At 71.8% G+C, this 17,723-nt stretch carries 17 protein-coding genes; 13 read left to right on the forward strand and 4 right to left on the reverse strand.

Annotated elements, in window-relative coordinates; translation table 11 throughout:
- Positions 1–2 precede the first annotated feature (2 nt).
- Positions 3–3,416 (reverse strand): phosphotransferase, encoded by a 3,414-nt coding sequence (locus tag V1633_RS34940; RefSeq protein ID WP_331218319.1) that lies wholly within the window; start codon positions 3,414–3,416, stop codon positions 3–5.
- 312 nt (positions 3,417–3,728) lie between these two features.
- On the opposite strand from V1633_RS34940, the gene V1633_RS34945 reads away from it, so the two are divergent.
- Positions 3,729–4,403 (forward strand): hypothetical protein, encoded by a 675-nt coding sequence (locus V1633_RS34945; protein ID WP_331218318.1) that lies wholly within the window; start codon positions 3,729–3,731, stop codon positions 4,401–4,403.
- Between the two features lie 37 nt (positions 4,404–4,440).
- On the opposite strand, the gene V1633_RS34950 is transcribed toward V1633_RS34945, so the two are convergent.
- On the reverse strand, positions 4,441–5,202 hold the full coding sequence (locus V1633_RS34950; protein ID WP_331218317.1) for an SDR family NAD(P)-dependent oxidoreductase: 762 nt from the start codon (positions 5,200–5,202) through the stop codon (positions 4,441–4,443).
- A 7-nt stretch (positions 5,203–5,209) separates the two neighbouring features.
- A complete protein-coding gene (locus tag V1633_RS34955; RefSeq protein WP_331218316.1) occupies positions 5,210–6,340 on the reverse strand; it encodes a pyridoxal phosphate-dependent aminotransferase in 1,131 nt (376 codons plus the stop codon).
- A gap of 159 nt (positions 6,341–6,499) precedes the next feature.
- On the opposite strand from V1633_RS34955, the gene V1633_RS34960 reads away from it, so the two are divergent.
- From V1633_RS34960 to V1633_RS35000, 9 genes are all read left to right on the forward strand, one after another.
- On the forward strand, positions 6,500–6,856 hold the full coding sequence (locus V1633_RS34960; protein ID WP_331218315.1) for a histidine triad nucleotide-binding protein: 357 nt from the start codon (positions 6,500–6,502) through the stop codon (positions 6,854–6,856).
- Between the two features lie 102 nt (positions 6,857–6,958).
- Positions 6,959–8,353 carry a serine hydrolase domain-containing protein gene (locus tag V1633_RS34965; RefSeq protein WP_407952156.1) on the forward strand — a complete coding sequence of 465 codons (1,395 nt, stop codon included), beginning with the start codon at positions 6,959–6,961 and terminating at the stop codon, positions 8,351–8,353.
- 196 nt (positions 8,354–8,549) lie between these two features.
- A complete protein-coding gene (locus tag V1633_RS34970; RefSeq protein WP_331218313.1) occupies positions 8,550–9,608 on the forward strand; it encodes a PhoH family protein in 1,059 nt (352 codons plus the stop codon).
- Positions 9,609–9,629: 21 nt separating this feature from the next.
- Positions 9,630–10,097: an rRNA maturation RNase YbeY gene (gene ybeY / locus V1633_RS34975; RefSeq protein WP_331218312.1), complete on the forward strand. Its 468-nt coding sequence runs from the start codon at positions 9,630–9,632 to the stop codon at positions 10,095–10,097.
- Complete coding sequence (locus tag V1633_RS34980) at positions 10,097–11,596, forward strand: hemolysin family protein (RefSeq protein ID WP_331218311.1); 1,500 nt, start codon at positions 10,097–10,099, stop codon at positions 11,594–11,596. The genes ybeY and V1633_RS34980 overlap by 1 nt, the downstream gene beginning before the upstream one ends.
- Positions 11,589–11,963, forward strand: coding sequence for a cytidine deaminase (locus V1633_RS34985; protein WP_331218310.1), 375 nt, complete (start codon positions 11,589–11,591; stop codon positions 11,961–11,963). The genes V1633_RS34980 and V1633_RS34985 overlap by 8 nt, the downstream gene beginning before the upstream one ends.
- Positions 11,960–12,862 carry a GTPase Era gene (gene era / locus V1633_RS34990; RefSeq protein WP_331218309.1) on the forward strand — a complete coding sequence of 301 codons (903 nt, stop codon included), beginning with the start codon at positions 11,960–11,962 and terminating at the stop codon, positions 12,860–12,862. Before V1633_RS34985 ends, era begins: the two co-directional genes overlap by 4 nt.
- Before the next feature lie 71 nt (positions 12,863–12,933).
- Complete coding sequence (locus V1633_RS34995) at positions 12,934–13,773, forward strand: NAD-dependent epimerase/dehydratase family protein (protein WP_331218308.1); 840 nt, start codon at positions 12,934–12,936, stop codon at positions 13,771–13,773.
- A gap of 40 nt (positions 13,774–13,813) precedes the next feature.
- Complete coding sequence (locus tag V1633_RS35000; protein WP_331218307.1) at positions 13,814–14,470, forward strand: MOSC domain-containing protein; 657 nt, start codon at positions 13,814–13,816, stop codon at positions 14,468–14,470.
- A 31-nt stretch (positions 14,471–14,501) separates the two neighbouring features.
- On the opposite strand, the gene V1633_RS35005 is transcribed toward V1633_RS35000, so the two are convergent.
- Positions 14,502–15,281: a DUF4097 family beta strand repeat-containing protein gene (locus tag V1633_RS35005; protein WP_331218306.1), complete on the reverse strand. Its 780-nt coding sequence runs from the start codon at positions 15,279–15,281 to the stop codon at positions 14,502–14,504.
- A 238-nt stretch (positions 15,282–15,519) separates the two neighbouring features.
- Between V1633_RS35005 and recO the strand changes: the two genes are divergently transcribed.
- The 3 genes from recO to V1633_RS35020 all read left to right on the forward strand — a co-directional run bounded on the left by recO (position 15,520) and on the right by V1633_RS35020 (position 17,690).
- A complete protein-coding gene (recO, locus tag V1633_RS35010; RefSeq protein WP_331218305.1) occupies positions 15,520–16,320 on the forward strand; it encodes a DNA repair protein RecO in 801 nt (266 codons plus the stop codon).
- Between the two features lie 8 nt (positions 16,321–16,328).
- Positions 16,329–17,141, forward strand: a complete 813-nt coding sequence (locus V1633_RS35015; protein WP_331218368.1) for an isoprenyl transferase — start codon at positions 16,329–16,331, stop codon at positions 17,139–17,141.
- A 261-nt stretch (positions 17,142–17,402) separates the two neighbouring features.
- Positions 17,403–17,690: a hypothetical protein gene (locus tag V1633_RS35020; RefSeq protein ID WP_331218304.1), complete on the forward strand. Its 288-nt coding sequence runs from the start codon at positions 17,403–17,405 to the stop codon at positions 17,688–17,690.
- Positions 17,691–17,723: the final 33 nt, after the last annotated feature.

Below are 17,723 nucleotides of genomic sequence, written 5' to 3' on the forward strand. Positions count from 1 at the left end.
GGTCAGCTGGTGACCCGTAACGCCCGGGTGATCTCCGCCGGCTCGACCTCGCCGGGCGTACCCCAGACCGTCCTGGCCCGGGAAACCTTGAGCGCCAGGTTCTCCACCAGCTCCCGCACCCGGTCCGGGGAGACGTCCGGGTCGGAAACCACCTTGAAGTAGCGCACCGAGTCGACCAGCGCCGACTTGACCCGCTCGTGGGACAGGTACAGATCGAGGTCGGCTTCCCACCGTACGGTCGCCTCCGCCGGCAGCCGGGCCTGCCAGGCGGCCCGCATCGCGGCCTCGTCGTCCGGCAGGTAGGCCATCTTGTGCAGATGGCTGCAGAGGTCGTAGACCGGATCACCCCATAGCGCGAACTCCCAGTCGATGATCACGATCCGGCCGGCCGGCGTGAGGATCATGTTCTTGCGGTGCACGTCCGCGTGGACCAGACGGAACGGGCGGGCGCTCAGTTCCGACCAGGTGATCGGAGCGAACGGGTCGGCGGGGAACCGCAGTTCGTTCCAGAGCCAGCCGAACTGCTCCAGGTTCTCCCGGTGCACCTCCCGGGTGACGTTGCTGAGCTGGCTGGCGAAGCCGGCGGTGTCGCCGTCACGTGGCCAGTCGCCCGGTGGCCGCGGAAGCTCGGCCGCCGGCACCAGACCCATGGTCACGAAGAACTCCGCCACCTGCTCGACCAGGCCGTCGGGGACGGCGGTGTTCTTGGGCGCGACCGAATCGACCACCACGCCCTCGACGTACTCGTGCACCTGGAACGCGGGGTCGGCGTGCACCGCACGCAGTTTCGGCACGGCCGGCACGTGCCGCCCGACGGCGGCCAGCACCAGGTGCTCGGGCCAGATCGCCAGGTCCATCGTGTCGGTGTCCGGGATCGGGATGCGTACCAGGTCGTCCCCGACCCGGACGTTGTGGTTGTAGAAGCCGGCCGCGTGGTCGTCCCGACCCAGCGCTTCCCGGTGCAGGGCGGAGAGCCCGTCGCCGGTGAGCAGCTCGAGCACGTTGCCGATCCGGTGGTCCAGGTCGGTCACGCTCTCCGGCAGGCGCAGAGCGGCTCGCGCCCGGGCGACCGCGGCGTCGAGGTCCGGCGCGGGCTCCCCGAGGCGTTCCGCCAGCCGCACCCCGGCGATCACCAGGGTCGGGTAGACCTCGGCCGCCTCCAACTCGGCGATCGCCCAGCGGACCGAGGCGAGCGCCTCGGTACGGCGGCCGAGCCGGGCCGACAGGGCGGCCCGGTAGAGCTCCGCCCGGGCTCGGCCGGAGCGGTACGCCGAACGTTCGAACGCCGCGACCGCCTCGCCGAGGGCGTGCTCGGCCGCGCCGAGCTCACCCAGGGCGGTGTGGGCCAGACCCAGCGCACAGTACGCCTTGCCGATCTCGTGGTCCGCGCCGATCTCGCGTTGCCGGGTGAGGGCGGCGTGCGCCACCGGCACCGCCGCCCGAGGATCGGTGACCGCCAGCAACTCGGCACGATTGGTCATGATGTCCGCCAGGCCGATCGCGCTGCGCGCGGTGGTGTAACTCGCCTGGGCCCGCGCGAGGTAGTCGGCCGAGGCCGGATAGTCGAAGGCGAACCGGTAGCCCAGGTGGAGCAACCGTTCTACGTTGCCCCGCTCCTCGTGACAGTGGGCCGGCAGCATCCGCTCGATCTCGGTCGCCGCGTCGATCGCGTCGACGAAGCGTCCCTGCGCCATGTGCAGGTCACCCGCCCACAGACCGGCGTCCAACCTGGCCGGCCCGTCGTAGCTCTGCCACACCATCTCGTACCGGTGCAGCGCGTCGGCCGTGTCGCCGAGGATGCGGCGGGCGTGCGCCGCCGCCACCGCGAGGCGGGCCCAGACCTGGTCGGCCGGTGGCTCGATCGGTAGCGCTGCGGTCAGCTCCGCCGCAGCGGCGGCATCGCCGTGCATGACCAGCGTCTCCGCGCGCAGGCAGGTGACCAGGTGCTCCAGGTGGCTGGCATCCGCCTCGACCAGGTAGTCCTCCAGGTCCGCCAGCATGCCCTCCACCCCGGATGTCGCCGACGCCGTGCGTACCCGGTCGCTGTAGTCGAGGAAGATGGTCGGCGACAGGTCGTCGCCGCAGAGTCCGTGGTGGGCCGCCTCCCGCAGCGCCACCACCATCTCCGCCGGTGCCACTCCGGCCCGGTCGGCCCGGTCCCGCCAGATCCGGTGCAGCAGGCGGTGCAGGGCGACCCGGCTGGGTACGCTGAGCCGGCGTCGCATGGTCGACGCCATGAGCTGGTGCAGTTGCAGCCCGAAGTCACCGGCGGGCTGCACGAAGGAGTAGCCGATCAGCGACTCCCAGGCCAGAGTGTGTGACGGCAGGGCGTACGCGTCCGCGACCGCCCGGAACACCTCGCTGTCGAAGAGCCGGGCCGGGCTCAGCAGTTCCAGCATCCGTACGTCCACCGGGTCGACGTGCTGGAGGAACCGTTCCAGGATCGCGTCCGGCGAAACGACCGAACCATCCGTGGCGGTGGTGCCGGCGTCCGTGGCGAGGTGGAGGAAGAACGGCACGCCCTCACTGCCGTGGGCGATCGACCCGGCCAGTTCGGGATCCTCCACCCCGATCGCCGCCAGCAACTCCAGCCGCGCGGGAACCGGCAGGCCGCCGATCGGGATGGTGTGGGTCAGCTCCGCCCACGCCGGGTCGTAGCGGTGCCAGTCGATCGGCTCCCGACTGGCGATCACGGTGAGACCGTCGTCGACCTGGGCCACCAGGTCACGCAGCCAGGAGTCCACGGCGGCGGTCCGGCCGGCCCGGGCGGCACCGCCGATCAACGCCTCGTACGCGTCGACGAACAGGACTTGCGGCGCCCGCCCGCCGTCCCGCAGGTCGGCCGCGAACAGGTACGTCACCGCGTCCATGAGCTGTGGAAGTGGCAACTGGTCCAGCTCGCGCAGGGTCTCGTCGTTACGTACATGGTGCCATCGGCGTACGTTACGGTCGGCCAGGTCGATCAACTTGACCGCGGTGCCGAACACCGGGACCGCGGTGATCTGGTCGAGTAGCCCGGTCAGCACCTCGCTGTTCTCGACCAGAGCACGACCCTCCCGACCGAGGCTGAGCCGGGGATGGAGTCGTTGCCACAGCACCGCGTACGCGATGTCGAACCGGTGGAACTTCACCCCCTGCTGACCGAACTGGGTCCGGAGCACGGCCAGCGCGTCCTGGTGTTCCCGCTGCGCCGGCACCTGGAGATCCAGTACGGCGGTCGGGCGGCTGGCCGGGACCCGGTTGCGCAACTCGACGAGAAGGCGGGACTTTCCGATCCCGCCGATCCCGGTCAGGTTCACCACCCGGGTGTTGTTCTCGTACCCCGCCAGTAGGTCCTGGAACGCGACGAGCACCGGCTCACGGTCGACGAACGGCCGGCGGGAGGCGCCCGGCCGGAAGCGGGGGGTGAGTGCCATGACAACCTCCGTGCCAGCGCGACATACAGTCGGAGTGCTGTCGCTCGTACGCTCGGCCACCCTCCAGATTAGGCGATGGGGCATAGCCGGGGATCGGGGTGCGGGGCCTCGGTCATGGTGCTGCTGATGACGTCGCTGTACGCCGCACCACCGCCTGCGGCCACCGGGTGACCCGGCGGCGGTGGGGACCTGCGTTGACCGACGAGTTGATCAGTGGAACCATCCACGACGTGAACAAGATCGCGTGGCGGCGGGCGCCCTACGCCGGTGTGCTGCCCGACTCCGGCGTTGCGTGACTCCGGGTTCATGAGCATGGACTCGACTGATCCGCGACCGGCGCAGAGTGTGCCGCCGCTCGTGTCGGAGGCCGTGTCGCCGTCCCGCTGGTCGTTCGGGGTCGCGGTGTCCGGCGGCAACGGCGACATCCGGACCTGGGGTGCCGGTCGGCACAACGTCGACCTCGCCCGGGTCTCGGCACCGCGTAACGCGAAGAAGGCGGTCGTCCTGCCCCGGTCACCGTTCACGATCCGCAGCCGGCCCGACGGCGAAGTCCTCTGTACGGTCCGGCCGACCGGAGCGGAGAGCTACGAGGTGTGTGCGGCCGACGGTTCGGCACTGGCCACGATCACCCGCCGGCCCGGTCGGTTCTGGCCGTGGCCGCGCCGGATCCGATGGACCGTGACGCCCGGCGCCGGTCCGACGACGTTCACCGGCCGGGTCGGCAGTTGGTACACCTGGCTGGCGTACGTCGTGTTCGCGCCGCTGTGGGTGCCGTTCCTGGTCATCATCGGGCTGTATTCGGCGGTCACCGGGACCGGGGGCGACGACATGGTGCCGGACGGCCCGACCCGCACCCGCTGGCGTGCGCCGGGACACGGCACGGCACTGGAGTACCGCGGCCTCAACAAGGTCTTCCACCTCGCCCCCCGGCGGCTGGACCACCGGGTCGCCTACGCGCAGGCGGTGCTGCACGACTGGGACCGCTGACCGGACTGGACCGGGACGGGGCAGGGGAGAGTCGCCGTCAGGTCCGCAGGTACGAGGCGCCGTTCAGGTCGACGATGGTGCCGGAGGCCCACTCCGCCTCGGGGGAGGCGAGCCAGTACACGGCCGAGGCGACCTCCTCCGGGCGGGCGACCCGGTTGAACGGGCTCTGCGCCCGGATCGCGTCACCGCGCGGGGCCTTGAGGTGCTCGTTGGTCATGTCGGTCTCGACGAAGCCGGGCGCGACCGTGGCGACCGCGATGCCGTACGGGGCGAGGGCCACCGCCAGCGACTGGCCGAGCGAGTTCAGCGCGGCCTTGCTGGCGCCGTACGCCGGTTGGGTCGGCTCGCCCCGGAAGGCGCCCCGGGACGAGACGTTGACGATCCGGCCACGCCGCTGTCGCAGGTGGGGGGCGGCGCACCAGATGGCGTTGGCGGCGCCGAGCAGGTTGACGTCGAGGATCCGCCGCCACTGCTGCTGCCACTGCTCGTAGGAGGTTTCGAAGACCGGATGCGGGTCGTCCGCCCCGCCGAACACCCCGGCGTTGTTGACCAGTACGTCGAGTCCGCCGAGCCGGTCCGCCGCCTCGTCCACCATCGTCCGCACCTCGGCCGGGTCGGCGAGGTCGGCCCGGACCACCACGTGCCCGTCGCCGGGCAGCGCCGCGACGAGTTCCTCGGCCAGCGGGGTCGAGTCCCGGTGGTGTACGGCCACCCGGTCCCCGCCGGTGGCGAACGCGATCGCCACCGCCCGTCCGATGCCCCTGGAGGCTCCCGTCACCAGTACCGCGCGTCCCGCCATCTGATCATCATGCCGCAGTCGGTGCCGCGCTCCGTTGCCGGGGAAGAGCATCGGCGAGGCGGTCGAGTGCCGCGCTGAACTCGTCGGGCGGAAGGTGGCCGAAGCCGAGCCGGAACACCCGGTCCGACTCGCCGAACCAGGAGCCGGGTGCGACCCGGGTGTCCCGCGCGGCGAGGCGGGCGTGGAACTCCGGGACCGCGTCGTCGGTGAACCGGTCGGCCGGCAGGCGCAGGCAGCACATGGCGCCGCCGTCCGGGAGGACGATCTCCAACCGGTGGTGCCGGGTCCAGTCCACCAGTTCGTCGAGCGCGTCCCGCAGCCGCCGCGCGCGGGGGCGGAGGAGTTCGGCCTGCCGTCGGAGGACCCGGGTGGCGAAGTACTCGTCAAGGGTGGAGCAGGCGATCGTGGTGACGAACTTGGCCTCCCGGAGCCGCTCGTACAGGTCGGGGTCCGTCGTGGTCAGCCAGCCGATCCGCAGCCCCGGCGCACCGTGTGCCTTGGAGATCGAGGAGCAGGTCACGATCCGTGGCGACAGTGTCGCGGCCGAGGATGGGACCGGAGCGTCACCGTAGGTGGCGGCACGGTAGGTCTCATCGACCAGCAGCACGGCGTCGGGCGCCCGTTCCGCGACGACGGCGAGCAGGGTACGCAGCTCCTCGTCGGTGAAGCGGACACCCGACGGGTTCTGCGGCGACGCCACGGACACCAGGCGGGTGTCCGGCGTCAGGGTACGGGCCAGCCGGTCCAGCGGCAGTCGGTAGCCGTCGTCGAACGACAGTGGCAGCACCTCCACCCGCGCCCCGAGCCCCTCCGGCACGGTCCGGGCCGGTGGGAAGCAGGGTGTCGCGAGCAGCACCCGGTCGCCGGGCCCGCAGGTGGCCTGGGCCAGCAGGAACATCGCCTCGATCCCGCCGACCGTGACCAGCACCTGGTCCGGCCGCACCCCGGCGTCGGCGGCGATCAGTTCGCGCAGTTTGGTGTCACCGCGTGAGGTGCCGTAGCCGAGCGGCAGGTCCGCGAGCGCGGCGGCCTCGGCGAGGGCACCGGTGGTCAACGGCGGACATGTGCTCTCGGCGAGGTCGTACCGCACCGGCACGTCGACCAGGGCGGTGATGGGGCTCGATGCGAAGACGGTCATGGTCTCCAGGGTCGGAGCGTCGGCGGCGCCGGGACAGAGCCAATTCGCTCGGACTGGTTCGACCGGCGCGGCCGTACCCGCGGTTGTCGGACCAGGTCGCGGCCGGGACGCGCGGGAGGCGCGCCGCGCGGCCGGGGCGGCACCCCTACGATGCGGGGCATGGAGAGCAACAGCGACTGCCTGTTCTGCCGGATCGTCGCCGGGGAGATCCCGGCGACCGTGGTCCGGGAGACCGAGACCACGCTGGCCTTCCGGGACATCGGGCCGCAGGCGCCGGTGCACGTGCTGGTGATCCCGAAGGAGCACTACGCGGACGTGGCGACGCTCGCCCAGGCCGACCCGGCGCTGGCCGGTGAGGTGCTCGGCACGGCGGCGGTGGTGGCGGAGAGCGAGGGCCTGCTCGCCGACGGCTTCCGGATGATCTTCAACACCGGCCCGTACGGCGGCCAGGAGGTCTTCCACGCGCACGCGCACGTGCTCGGCGGGGAGCCGCTGGGGCCGATGCGGTCGCGCTGAACCCCGACGTCACCGGAACCCGCCGACACCCAGTTCTTCGAGGTCGGGAGGGTGACCGGTACGATCAGTGATCTTGGCGTGAGGGGGCGGTGCGTGACCGGGATGACTCGGCGGTACGAGCGGATGGTCCGGCAGGCACAGGCGGAGTCCCGGATACCCGCGGTCTCCGCCGCGCTGCACCGGGCGGACCGGCCGCTCTGGACCTGCACGGTCGGCGCGACCGGCAACGACAGCCCGCTGAGCGCGCGGACCGCCTTCCGGATCGGCTCCGTCACCAAGACCTTCACCGCCGTCCTCGTCCTGCAGTGTCGCGACCACGGCCTGCTCGACCTCGACGACCCGATCTCGGCACACCTGGACGTCCCCGCCCACGGGGAACTCACCGTACGTCGGCTGCTGTCGCACACCTCCGGGGTGCAACGTGAGCCGTACGGCGACATCTGGGACACCCTGCACACCCCGGACGTGACGGAACTCCTCGCCGACCTGGCCCGGGCCGAGCGGGTCCTGCCGCCGGCCCGCCGCTTCCACTACTCCAACCTCGGCGTCGCCCTGCTCGGCCAGGCCGCCGCCCGGTTGCGGGGCGGCACCTGGGCCGAGGTCCTCGCCGACCGGATCCTGCGGCCACTCGGACTCGCCGACACCAGCCTCGCCCCGCCACCGGCCGCGGCGACCGGGTTCCTGGTCGACGCGTACTCCGACCACGCCCGGCCGGAGCCGAACACCGACCTCGGCGCGCTCGGGCCTGCGGCCCAGCTCTGGAGCACCGCCTCGGACATGGCGCGGTGGGCGGCGTTCCTGGCCGACCCGGCGACGGTCGACCCGGACGGCACGGTGCTGGGCCCGGGCACCCTCGACGAGATGCGCTGGCCGGCGACCACCACCGACGAGGCGGTCTGGTCCGCCGGTTTCGGGCTCGGCCTGATCCTGGTGCCGCAGAGCGCGCCGACCGGTTCGCGTTCGGCCGGCGGCGAGCGGATCAGCCACGTCGGGCACGACGGCGCGATGCCGGGCTTCCTGGCCAGCGTCTACGGCCGGCGCGGCGGTGCCGGCAGCCCGGCGGCGCTGGGCTGCGCGGTCTTCGGCTCCTCCGGCACCGGCACCGCGGTCAACGAACTCAGCCACCAGCTGCTCGCCGCCTCGGCCGAGGACGACCCGGCCGACATCGCGCCGTGGACCCCGGGCGAGCCGGCGCCGGAGGCGTACCGGGGGCTGCTCGGCCGCTGGTGGGGCGAGGGTTTCGAGTACGTCTTCAGCTGGCGGGACGGCACCCTGCGGGCCCGGGGCGCCGACGACCCGGCGGGCCGGCCGCCGGCGGTCTTCGAACCCCTCCCGGACCGCCCCGACGTGCTGCGGACGGTCTCCGGTCGGGAGGTCGGTGAACTCCTCCGCCTCACCCGCGACGACCAGGGGAATGTGATCCTGATGCACTGGGCGACCTACCGGTTCACCCGCCACCAGGAGACGTTCGACCGTTTCGACTTCCGCCAGGTGTAAGGAAGGGCCCCTTATTATCGTTTTCGGTGTAGGAAGGGCCCCCTGTTAACACCCGACACAGCTGACCGCCCCGGCGGAAATGGGCGGCGTGCCGGCGGTGTTGAACAGATACGATGACGGTAACGTCCGCACGCCGCGCCGCCTGGGCGCGGCATCGAGATCGAGAGCAGGTGGCACAGGGCCGCGGGCCCGACCCATGACCGGTACCCCACCCCCCGGGCAGCCCCGGGTGCAGACCAGGATCACGGTCCCTGACCCCAAGATCATGGTTAATCTGCTCGGCGCGGGCGACGAGATCCTGCGACTGATCGAGCGGTCGATCACCAGTGACGTGCATGTCCGGGGCAACGAGATCACCGTCACCGGTGCCCCCGGCGACAATGCCTTCGCGGAGCGCCTCTTCACCGAGCTGCTCGAGCTGATCGAGAAAGGCGAGACCCTGACCACCGACGCCGTGCGGCGTACCCTCGGCATGATCGAGCAGGGCGGCGCAGAGCGCCCGGCCGAGGTGCTGACGCTCAACATCCTGTCCCGGCGCGGACGGACCATCCGGCCCAAGACCCTCGGCCAGAAGCGGTACGTCGACGCGATCGACCAGAACACCATCATCTTCGGCATCGGCCCCGCCGGTACCGGCAAGACGTACCTCGCGATGGCGAAGGCCGTCCAGGCGCTGCAGGCCAAGCAGGTCAACCGGATCATCCTGACCCGCCCGGCGGTCGAGGCCGGCGAGCGGCTCGGCTTCCTGCCCGGCACCCTGTCCGAGAAGATCGACCCGTACCTGCGGCCGCTCTACGACGCGCTGCACGACATGCTCGACCCCGAGTCGATCCCGAAGCTGATGGCCGCCGGGACGATCGAGGTCGCGCCGCTGGCGTACATGCGGGGCAGGACGCTCAACGACGCGTTCATCATCCTCGACGAGGCGCAGAACACCACGCCCGAGCAGATGAAGATGTTCCTCACCCGACTGGGCTTCGGCTCCAAGATCGTGGTCACCGGTGACGTCACCCAGGTCGACCTGCCCGGCGGGACGACCAGCGGGCTGCGCGCCGTACGGGAGATCCTGGACGGCGTCGAGGACGTGCACTTCGCCCAGCTCTCCAGCTCCGACGTCGTACGGCACCGGCTGGTGAGTGAGATCGTGGACGCGTACGCCCGCTGGGACGCCGAGCGGGAGTCTCAGCAGGGCCAGGGCGTGCACGCCGTGCCGGGCCGTACCGCCCACGGCGGCCGGGCCGGCCGCCGCCGCTGACGCAGCAGAGGAAAGAACCAGTTGTCCATCGAGATCGCCAATGAGTCGGGTACGACCGTCGACACCGACGCGGTGCTCGCCGTCGCCCGGTACGCCCTCGACGAGATGGGGGTGAACTCCCTGGCCGAACTGTCGGTGCTGCTCGTCGACGTCGACTACATGACCGAACTCAACCACCGCTGGATGGGTGGGGACGGGCCCACCGACGTACTCGCCTTCCCCATGGACGAGGGCAGCGTCGACCACGGGCCGGGCGAGGTGAACGGCGGTGAGCCGGCGCTGCTCGGCGACATCGTGCTCTGCCCGGAGGTCGCCGCCAAGCAGGCCGCCACCGCCGGGCACTCGCCCGCCGACGAACTGCACCTGTTGACCGTGCACGGTGTGCTGCACCTGCTCGGCTACGACCACGCCGAGCCGGAGGAGGAGCGGGAGATGTTCGGACTGCAGGCCCGCCTCCTCGACGGCTGGCGCGCGACCCGGGCGCACTGATGCCCGGTCACTTAGCCACCCTGGCCGACGCGGTGGGCGTACCGTCCATCCCGCTGGCCGAGGCCGGTTCTGCCGCGGCCGGTCTGCCCGACCTCCAACTGATCTTCTTCGCCGCCGCCCTGGTGGTGCTCGCCGGGATCTTCGCGATGGCGGACGCGGCACTCGGCGCCGTCTCCCCGGCCCAGGCCGGTGAACTCGCCCGGGACGGCGTACGCGGGGCCCGTACCCTGCAGATCGTCGCCGCCGACGCGGCCCGGCACATCAACCTGCTGCTGTTGCTGCGTCTGCTCTGCGAGCTGACCGCGACCGTGCTGGTCGCGCTGGTCGCGGTCGACACCTTCGGTGCTGGCGTGACGGCCGCGCTGGTCACCGCCGGCGCGATGACCGTGGTCAGCTTCGTGGTGGTCGGTGTCGCGCCGCGCACCATCGGCAGGCAGCACGCGTACGCGGTCGGCCGGGCCACCGCGCCGGTGGTCCGCTGGCTGGGGCGGGTGCTGAACCCGCTCGCCTCGCTGCTGATCCTGATCGGCAACGCGGTGACCCCCGGCCGGGGGTTCCGGGAGGGTCCGTTCGCCACCCAGGTGGAACTGCGCGAACTGGTCGACCTGGCCGAGCAGCGTGGGGTGGTGGAGCACGGCGAACGACAGATGATCCACTCGGTCTTCGCGCTCGGCGACACCATCGTCCGCGAGGTGATGGTGCCGCGTACCGAGATGGTCTGGATCGAGACGAACAAGACGCTGTCCCAGGCGCTGGTGCTCTTCCTCCGGTCCGGGTTCTCCCGGATCCCGGTGATCGGCGACAGCGTTGACGACGTGCTCGGCGTGCTCTACCTCAAGGACGTGATCCGGCAGACCCAGGGCGGCGACCCGGACGGCGAGGAGCGGTCGGTGGCCGAGGTCATGCGCGCGGCGACCTTCGTACCCGAGTCGAAGCCGGTCGACGACCTGCTCTCCGAGATGCAGGCGGCCCGGACCCACATGGTGATCGTCGTCGACGAGTACGGCGGCACCGGGGGCCTGGTCACCATCGAGGACATCCTGGAGGAGATCGTCGGCGAGATCACCGACGAGTACGACGTCGAGCGGCCGCCGGTCGAGCGGCTCGACGACAACGAGGTCCGGGTCACCGCCCGACTGCCGGTCGAGACTCTCGGCGAGCTGTTCGACGTCGAACTGCCGGCCGACGAGGTGGAGACCGTCGGCGGACTCCTCGCCCAGGCGCTCGGCCGGGTGCCGATCCCCGGCGCCGAGGCGGAGGTGGGTGGACTCCGGCTGCTCGCCGAGGGCACCACCGGCCGGCGCAACCACATCGACTCCGTACTGGTCCGCCGGGTGACCGGGACCGACGACCGCGACCACGACCGCGCGCGGGACGGCGACCGGGAGCGGAATGGCGACCCGGACCACCCGACCCGTACCGACCCCGATTTCCGGGCCGCACAGCCGACCCGGGAGGAGCACTCCCGGTCTGAGGAGAGGCAACCCGCTGATGCCTGAGTCGTCCGCCGCCCCGACCGCCCCGGTGGCCGTCGAGCTGAGCGCCGAGGACAACAAACTGGTGATCCTGGCCAGGGGAGCCCGGGCCAGGATCGGTGCGGTCGAGGGTGCGGCCGTCCGCGACCAGGACGGGCGCACCTATGCCGCGGCCAGCGTGTCGCTGCCGTCGCTGACCATCACCGCGCTGCAGTTGGCGGTCGCCTCGGCGGTCGCCGCCGGTGCCACCCGGCTGGAGGCCGGCGCGGTGGTCACCGAGGCGTCGACGCTGGACGGGGCCGGCCACGCCGCCGTCCGTGACCTGGCGACCGACGCCCCCATCCACGTGGCGGCCCCGGACGGCACCGTGCTCGGCACGGTGGTCGAGTGACGGCGAACCGCCAGGCAGGCGACGACTACCGGGCAGGCTTCGCCTGTTTTGTCGGCCGTCCGAACGCCGGGAAGTCGACGCTGACCAACGCCATCGTCGGCCAGAAGATCGCCATCACCTCCAACAAGCCGCAGACCACCCGGCACGTGATCCGGGCCGTCCTGCACCGACCCGACTCGCAGTTGGTCCTGGTGGACACACCCGGCCTGCACCGTCCCCGTACGCTGCTCGGCGAGCGGCTCAACGACCTGGTCCGGCAGACCTGGAGCGAGGTCGACGTGATCGGTCTCTGCATCCCGGCCGACGAGCCGATCGGCCGTGGTGACCGGTTCATCACCGGCGAGCTCGCCGAACTCAAGGCCAAGGTGCTGGCGGTGGTGACCAAGACCGACCTGGTCGACCGGAAGCGGTTGGCCGAGCAGCTGCTCGCGGTCAGTGAGCTGGGGGAGTTCGCCGACGTGGTGCCGGTCAGCGCGGTCTCCGGCTACCAGGTCGAGACCCTGGTCGAGGTGATGACCGGCTATCTGCCGCCGTCGCCGCAGCTCTACCCGGACGACATGCTCACCGACGAGCCCGAACAGGTCCTGGTCGCCGAGCTGATCCGGGAAGCGGCGCTGGAGGGCGTCCGCGACGAGTTGCCACACTCGATCGCCGTGGTGGTCGAGGAGATGATCTCCGAGGGCCGGCTGATCAAGATCTACGCCGACGTGTACGTCGAGCGGAGCAGTCAGAAGGCCATCGTGATCGGTGCCCGGGGTTCCCGGCTCAAGGATGTCGGCACCCGGGCCCGGCAGCAGATCGAGGAGCTGCTCGGCAGTCGGATCTATCTCGACCTGCATGTGCGGGTGGCGAAGGACTGGCAGCGGGATCCGAAGCAGCTTCGTAAGCTCGGCTTCTGAGTCGTCCGACCGTCAGAATCTCCTTGTGGCCCACCGGGGTGGGGCCGTCGTCGGGGCGAAGGGTGGTTGACGTGCCGGAACGGGTGTTGGTCACGGGGTCGGGCGGCCGGATCGGCGGATATCTGCGGCCGCGGCTCGCCGCCGCGGACCGGATCCTGCGCCTGCTCGACGTCGTCGACCAGGAGCCGGCCGGTCCGGATGAGCGGGTGGAGCTGGTCCGGGCCGACCTGGCCGACCCGGCGGCGCTGGCGGCGGCCTGTGCCGGAGTGGACGCGGTGGTGCACCTCGCCGCGATCCCCACCGAGGACGCCTGGGACACGCTGCTGGCGGTGAACGTGATCGGCACCCGGAACGTGCTGGAGGCGGCCCGGGCGGCGGGGGTACGCCGGGTCGTGCTGGCCTCCTCGATCCACGCCGCGGGTTTCTACCGCCAGCCCGGCAGCAGCCCGGAACCGGCCGGGGTGCCGGCGCCGACCGGCCCAGACGGGGTGCCGTCCGGGGTGCCGCCCCGGCCGGACTCCTACTACGGCTGGACCAAGGCCGCGGTCGAGTCGCTCGGCAGCCTCTATGCGGACCGGTTCGGGATGACGGTCTTCGCACTGCGGATCGGTGCCTGCTTCCCGGAGCCGCCCGGACTACGTGGACTGGACGGCTGGCTCTCCCCGGACGACTGCGCCCGGCTGGTCGACGCCTGTCTGGGTACGGACGCGACCGGGTTCCGGGTGCTCTGGGGGGTCAGTCGGAACACCCGCCGGTGGTGGTCGCTGGCCGAGGGTCGCGAGATCGGGTACGAGCCGGTCGACGACGCCGAGCCGTACGCCGACCGGGCGCGGCCGCTGGCCGAGGAACTGGGCACGATCGGGCTGCTCGGGGCGCAGTTCAGCAGATATTCGCTCGGCGAGCGGCACTGAACCGCGTACCGTCCCGCCAGGGGCAGGGAGGAGCGTGCGGATGAGCAGGATCCTGTCGGTCAACCTCGCCGTACCGGAGCCGAACACCGCCAAGGCGGTCGGCGTCACCGGCATCAACAAGCGCCCGGTCGACGGGCCGGTGCCGGTCCGGGCGCCGGGCCCGAAGACCACCGGTCTCGGCAGCGGCCTGGTCGGGGACCAGATCTTCGACATGGCCCACCACGGCGGCGACGACCAGGCGGCGTACGCGTACGCCCGGGAGGACTACGACTGGTGGGAGGCGGAACTCGGCCGCGACCTGCCCGGCGGGATCTTCGGCGAGAACCTGACCACGACCGGGGTCGACGTGAACGGCGCGCTCATCGGCGAGCGGTGGCGGATCGGTGCCGAGCTGCTGCTGCAGGTGACGTTCGCCCGGATCCCGTGTGCCACGTTCCAGCTCAAGATGGCCGAACCGCAGTGGATCAAGCGGTTCACCCGGGAGGCCCGGCCCGGAGCGTACCTGCGGGTCGTGGAGCCGGGCGAGGTCCGGGCCGGTGACCAGGTGACCGTGGTGCACCGCCCCGACCACGGGGTGAGTGTCGCCGAGGGCTTCCGCGCCTGGACGCTCGAACCGGAACTGCTGCCCCGACTGCTGGAGGTGCCGGAGGCGCCGGAGGGTGTGCGGGAGAAGGTCCGGCAGCGGCTGGCCGGCTGACCACGCCCCGCCGGTCCGTCGGGCGGTCCGCTCAGCGCTGCTGAATGGTGATGTCGCCGCTGCCGGTGCTCGCGTCGAGCACCGCCGTCGCGTCCGGGGCGTTCGGCACCTCGCTGTGGGCGTTCCCCGAGCCGGTGGCGGTCCGGACCTGGTAGCCGCCAGCGGGTACGGACAGCGTGACCGACCCGCTCGACGCCCGGGCCTCGACCGAGGCGGCCGTCGACAGGGTCAGCGTGATGTTTCCGGAGCCCGTCTCCGCCTGCACCTTCCCGGCCCCCAGTTCGCGTCCCTCGATGTCGCCCGACGTGGCCCGCGCCGCCACGGCTCCCGGCAGCCGGGCGAGGGTGATGTCGCCGGACCCGGTCTCGGCCCGGACCGCCCCGGTCGCCCCGGAGACGGCCACGTCACCGGAGCCGACCGTGAAGTCGACCACCGCCACGTCGGTCAACGAGACGTCGCCGGAGCCGTTCTCGCCGCGTACCGCCACGCCGGCCGGGGCCAGGATGTCGTACGACACGCTGCAGGCGCGACCACACTCGATGTCGATGAACAGCGTGCTGCCCTCGATCCGGTAGGTGTGCTGCTCAGGGTTTCCGCTGCGGTACCGGATCACCCGTCGGACCTCGACGTCGGCGACCGGGCCGGTCCGGACCACCAGGTCACCGGAGCCCGGGGCGACCCGGATCTCGGTGATCTTGACACGTTCGGTGTCGCTGAACTCCAGCTGTCGCTCGGCGAGCGGCTCACATCCGACCAGACCTGCCAGCAGGACAATCGCGGCGGCGCCGGTGAGGGGCCGAAGAAGTCGCATGCCAGCAACCTATGTCCGGTCCGGCCTGGAAAACATCCGGGAAGCCCCACCATCCGGATCGGGGTAGCACCCTGATCCGGCCTCGGGGTGGGCCGACACCGGCCCGGATAACGCGACCGGGCCGTGACCGGCCGCGACGGTCGGGCCGGGCAGGGAACAGCCGGTCGGGCCGGGTAGCGAACAGCACCTCGGGCCGGGTAGGGAACAGTCGGTCGGGCGGGCAGGGAACAATGGTCGGATGCCCGGGTACCGCCGCCAGCTCTACCGCGACGACGCGGTGGTGCTCCGCGCGCAGAAGCTCGGCGAGTCGGACCGGATCATCACCCTGCTGACCCGCCGGCACGGCCGGCTCCGGGCGGTCGCCCGGGGCGTACGGCGGACCATGTCGCGGTTCGGCGCCAGGCTGGAGCCGTTCGGTCACGTCGACCTGCAGTTGGCCGGCGACCCGAAGGGCGAGCAGGGCAGTTCCCTGCACAGCATCAGCCAGGTCGAGGGCATCCAGCTGTACGGCAAGCGTCTTGTCGACGACTATCCGCGCTACACGGCGGCCAGCGCGATCGTGGAGACGGCCGAACGCCTCACCCCGGTGGAGCGGGAGCCGTCGTTGCGGCTGTTCCAGCTGACCCTGGGCGGCCTGCGGGCACTCGCCGACGGGGAGCACGCCAGCACCCTGGTGCTCGACGCGTACCTGTTGCGGGGGATGGCGCTGGCCGGTTGGGCACCGGCCCTGGTCGCCTGTGCCGTCTGCGGCACACCGGGGCGGCACGGCGCGTTCTCCGTACCGGCCGGGGGGTGTGTCTGCCCGGACTGCCGACCGCCCGGCGCCGCCCATCCGGCACCCGCCACGATCGAGCTGATGACCGCGCTCACGTCCGGCGACTGGCGGATCGCCGACGTCGCCGAGCCGGCGCACCGCCGGGAGTGCAGTGGTCTGGTGGCGGCGCACCTGCAGTGGCACCTGGAGCGGGGGTTACGCTCTTTGCCGCTGGTCGACAGAGGGTCGAGCGGTGCACGGGACGGAACGAAGGAAGCACAGTGAACCGAGCGATGAGCCGGGGATTACGTCGGCAACCCAGTCCACCGACTCCGCATCCGTCCGGTGCCCGCCCGCCCGCGCTGCCGTCCGAGGCGCTGCCCCGACACGTGGCCATCGTGATGGACGGCAACGGCCGGTGGGCCAAGGAGCGGGGTCTGCCCCGGACCAAGGGGCACGAGCAGGGTGAATACTCGCTCTTCGACACCATCGAGGGCGCCATCGAACTCGGCATCCCCTATCTGACGGCGTACGCGTTCTCCACGGAGAACTGGCGGCGCTCGCCAGAGGAGGTCCGCTTCCTGATGGGCTTCAACCGGGACGTCATCCGGCGTCGCCGGGACCAGTTGGTCGACCTCGGGGTACGGGTGGTCTGGTCCGGCCGGGCCGGTCGGCTCTGGAAGAGCGTGATCTCGGAGCTGCAGACGGCTGAGGAGATGTCCCAGGGCAACTCGACGCTGACCCTCCAGTTCTGCGTGAACTACGGCGGTCAGGCCGAGATCGCCGACGCCGCCGCCGCGATCGCCCGGGACGTCGCCGCCGGCCGGGTCGATCCGGGCAAGGTGAACGAGAAGATGATCGCCCGGTACCTCTACCACCCCGAGGTGCCGGAGGTCGACCTGTTCCTGCGTCCCTCGGGCGAGCAGCGGACCTCCAACTTCATGCTCTGGCAGAGCGCGTACGCCGAGCTGATCTTCCTCGACACGCTCTGGCCCGACTTCGACCGTCGGCACCTCTGGTACGCCTGCGAGTTGTACGCGCAGCGCGACCGTCGATTCGGTGGCGCGCTGCCGAACCCGGTCGCCCCGGAGCCGTCCCGGATCTGACCCGGTCGTCGGCGGACTGGAGACAGCCGGTCGGTTCGCGGAGAAAATATGCTGCGCCGGCCGGTCCGACCGGTTACTGTCGTGGCATGCGTAACTGACGCCCCTTCATCCAGCCGGACCCGCGCCTCCGCGCGTGGTCTGTGCGCTCCGGGCGTCCGCATTCCTGCCGTTTCGGCATCCTCTGGACACAGGACCTTCCCGGGGCCCCTTTCCCGTCGTTGCACCGCCGCAGGGTGGTCCTGACCAACGAGGAGGCGCCGTATGGCTGCCAAGCGAAAGACCAGGAGTGGGCGGAAATCCGCCGCCGGCAGCAAGCCGTCCGGCAGGGAACTGGCCGGCAAGGAACTGACCGGCTCCGACGAGGGCACGGTGACGGCCGACAGTCCGACCGTTGACGGGTCGGAGCTGCCGGCCGTGGCGAGGCCCACCGCCGGCCGGCCGGTCGCGCCGACCACCGGACCGGTTCCCCGCGGCGGCGCGGGCTTCTCCGGGGTCGGACGCGGCCAGGGGGCGGGTTCGGCCCGCCGCTACGCCTTCCGGCGTAGCTGACCCCGGACAGCACGGACCTGCCCGGGAGGGCGG

This window comes from Plantactinospora sonchi (genome assembly GCF_036422035.1).
Lineage (GTDB): Bacteria > Actinomycetota > Actinomycetes > Mycobacteriales > Micromonosporaceae > Plantactinospora > Plantactinospora sonchi.

Excerpts from the sequence above, each read along its gene's own strand:
- V1633_RS34940 (WP_331218319.1), bottom strand. The coding sequence starts at position 3,416 with ATGGCACTCACCCCCCGCTTCCGGCCGGGCGCCTCCCGCCGGCCGTTC.
- V1633_RS34945 (WP_331218318.1), top strand. The coding sequence starts at position 3,729 with ATGGACTCGACTGATCCGCGACCGGCGCAGAGTGTGCCGCCGCTCGTG.
- V1633_RS34950 (WP_331218317.1), bottom strand. The coding sequence starts at position 5,202 with ATGGCGGGACGCGCGGTACTGGTGACGGGAGCCTCCAGGGGCATCGGA.
- V1633_RS34955 (WP_331218316.1), bottom strand. The coding sequence starts at position 6,340 with ATGACCGTCTTCGCATCGAGCCCCATCACCGCCCTGGTCGACGTGCCG.
- V1633_RS34960 (WP_331218315.1), top strand. The coding sequence starts at position 6,500 with ATGGAGAGCAACAGCGACTGCCTGTTCTGCCGGATCGTCGCCGGGGAG.
- V1633_RS34965 (WP_407952156.1), top strand. The coding sequence starts at position 6,959 with ATGACTCGGCGGTACGAGCGGATGGTCCGGCAGGCACAGGCGGAGTCC.
- V1633_RS34970 (WP_331218313.1), top strand. The coding sequence starts at position 8,550 with ATGACCGGTACCCCACCCCCCGGGCAGCCCCGGGTGCAGACCAGGATC.
- V1633_RS34980 (WP_331218311.1), top strand. The coding sequence starts at position 10,097 with ATGCCCGGTCACTTAGCCACCCTGGCCGACGCGGTGGGCGTACCGTCC.
- V1633_RS34985 (WP_331218310.1), top strand. The coding sequence starts at position 11,589 with ATGCCTGAGTCGTCCGCCGCCCCGACCGCCCCGGTGGCCGTCGAGCTG.
- V1633_RS35000 (WP_331218307.1), top strand. The coding sequence starts at position 13,814 with ATGAGCAGGATCCTGTCGGTCAACCTCGCCGTACCGGAGCCGAACACC.
- V1633_RS35005 (WP_331218306.1), bottom strand. The coding sequence starts at position 15,281 with ATGCGACTTCTTCGGCCCCTCACCGGCGCCGCCGCGATTGTCCTGCTG.
- recO (WP_331218305.1), top strand. The coding sequence starts at position 15,520 with ATGCCCGGGTACCGCCGCCAGCTCTACCGCGACGACGCGGTGGTGCTC.
- V1633_RS35015 (WP_331218368.1), top strand. The coding sequence starts at position 16,329 with ATGAGCCGGGGATTACGTCGGCAACCCAGTCCACCGACTCCGCATCCG.
- V1633_RS35020 (WP_331218304.1), top strand. The coding sequence starts at position 17,403 with ATGGCTGCCAAGCGAAAGACCAGGAGTGGGCGGAAATCCGCCGCCGGC.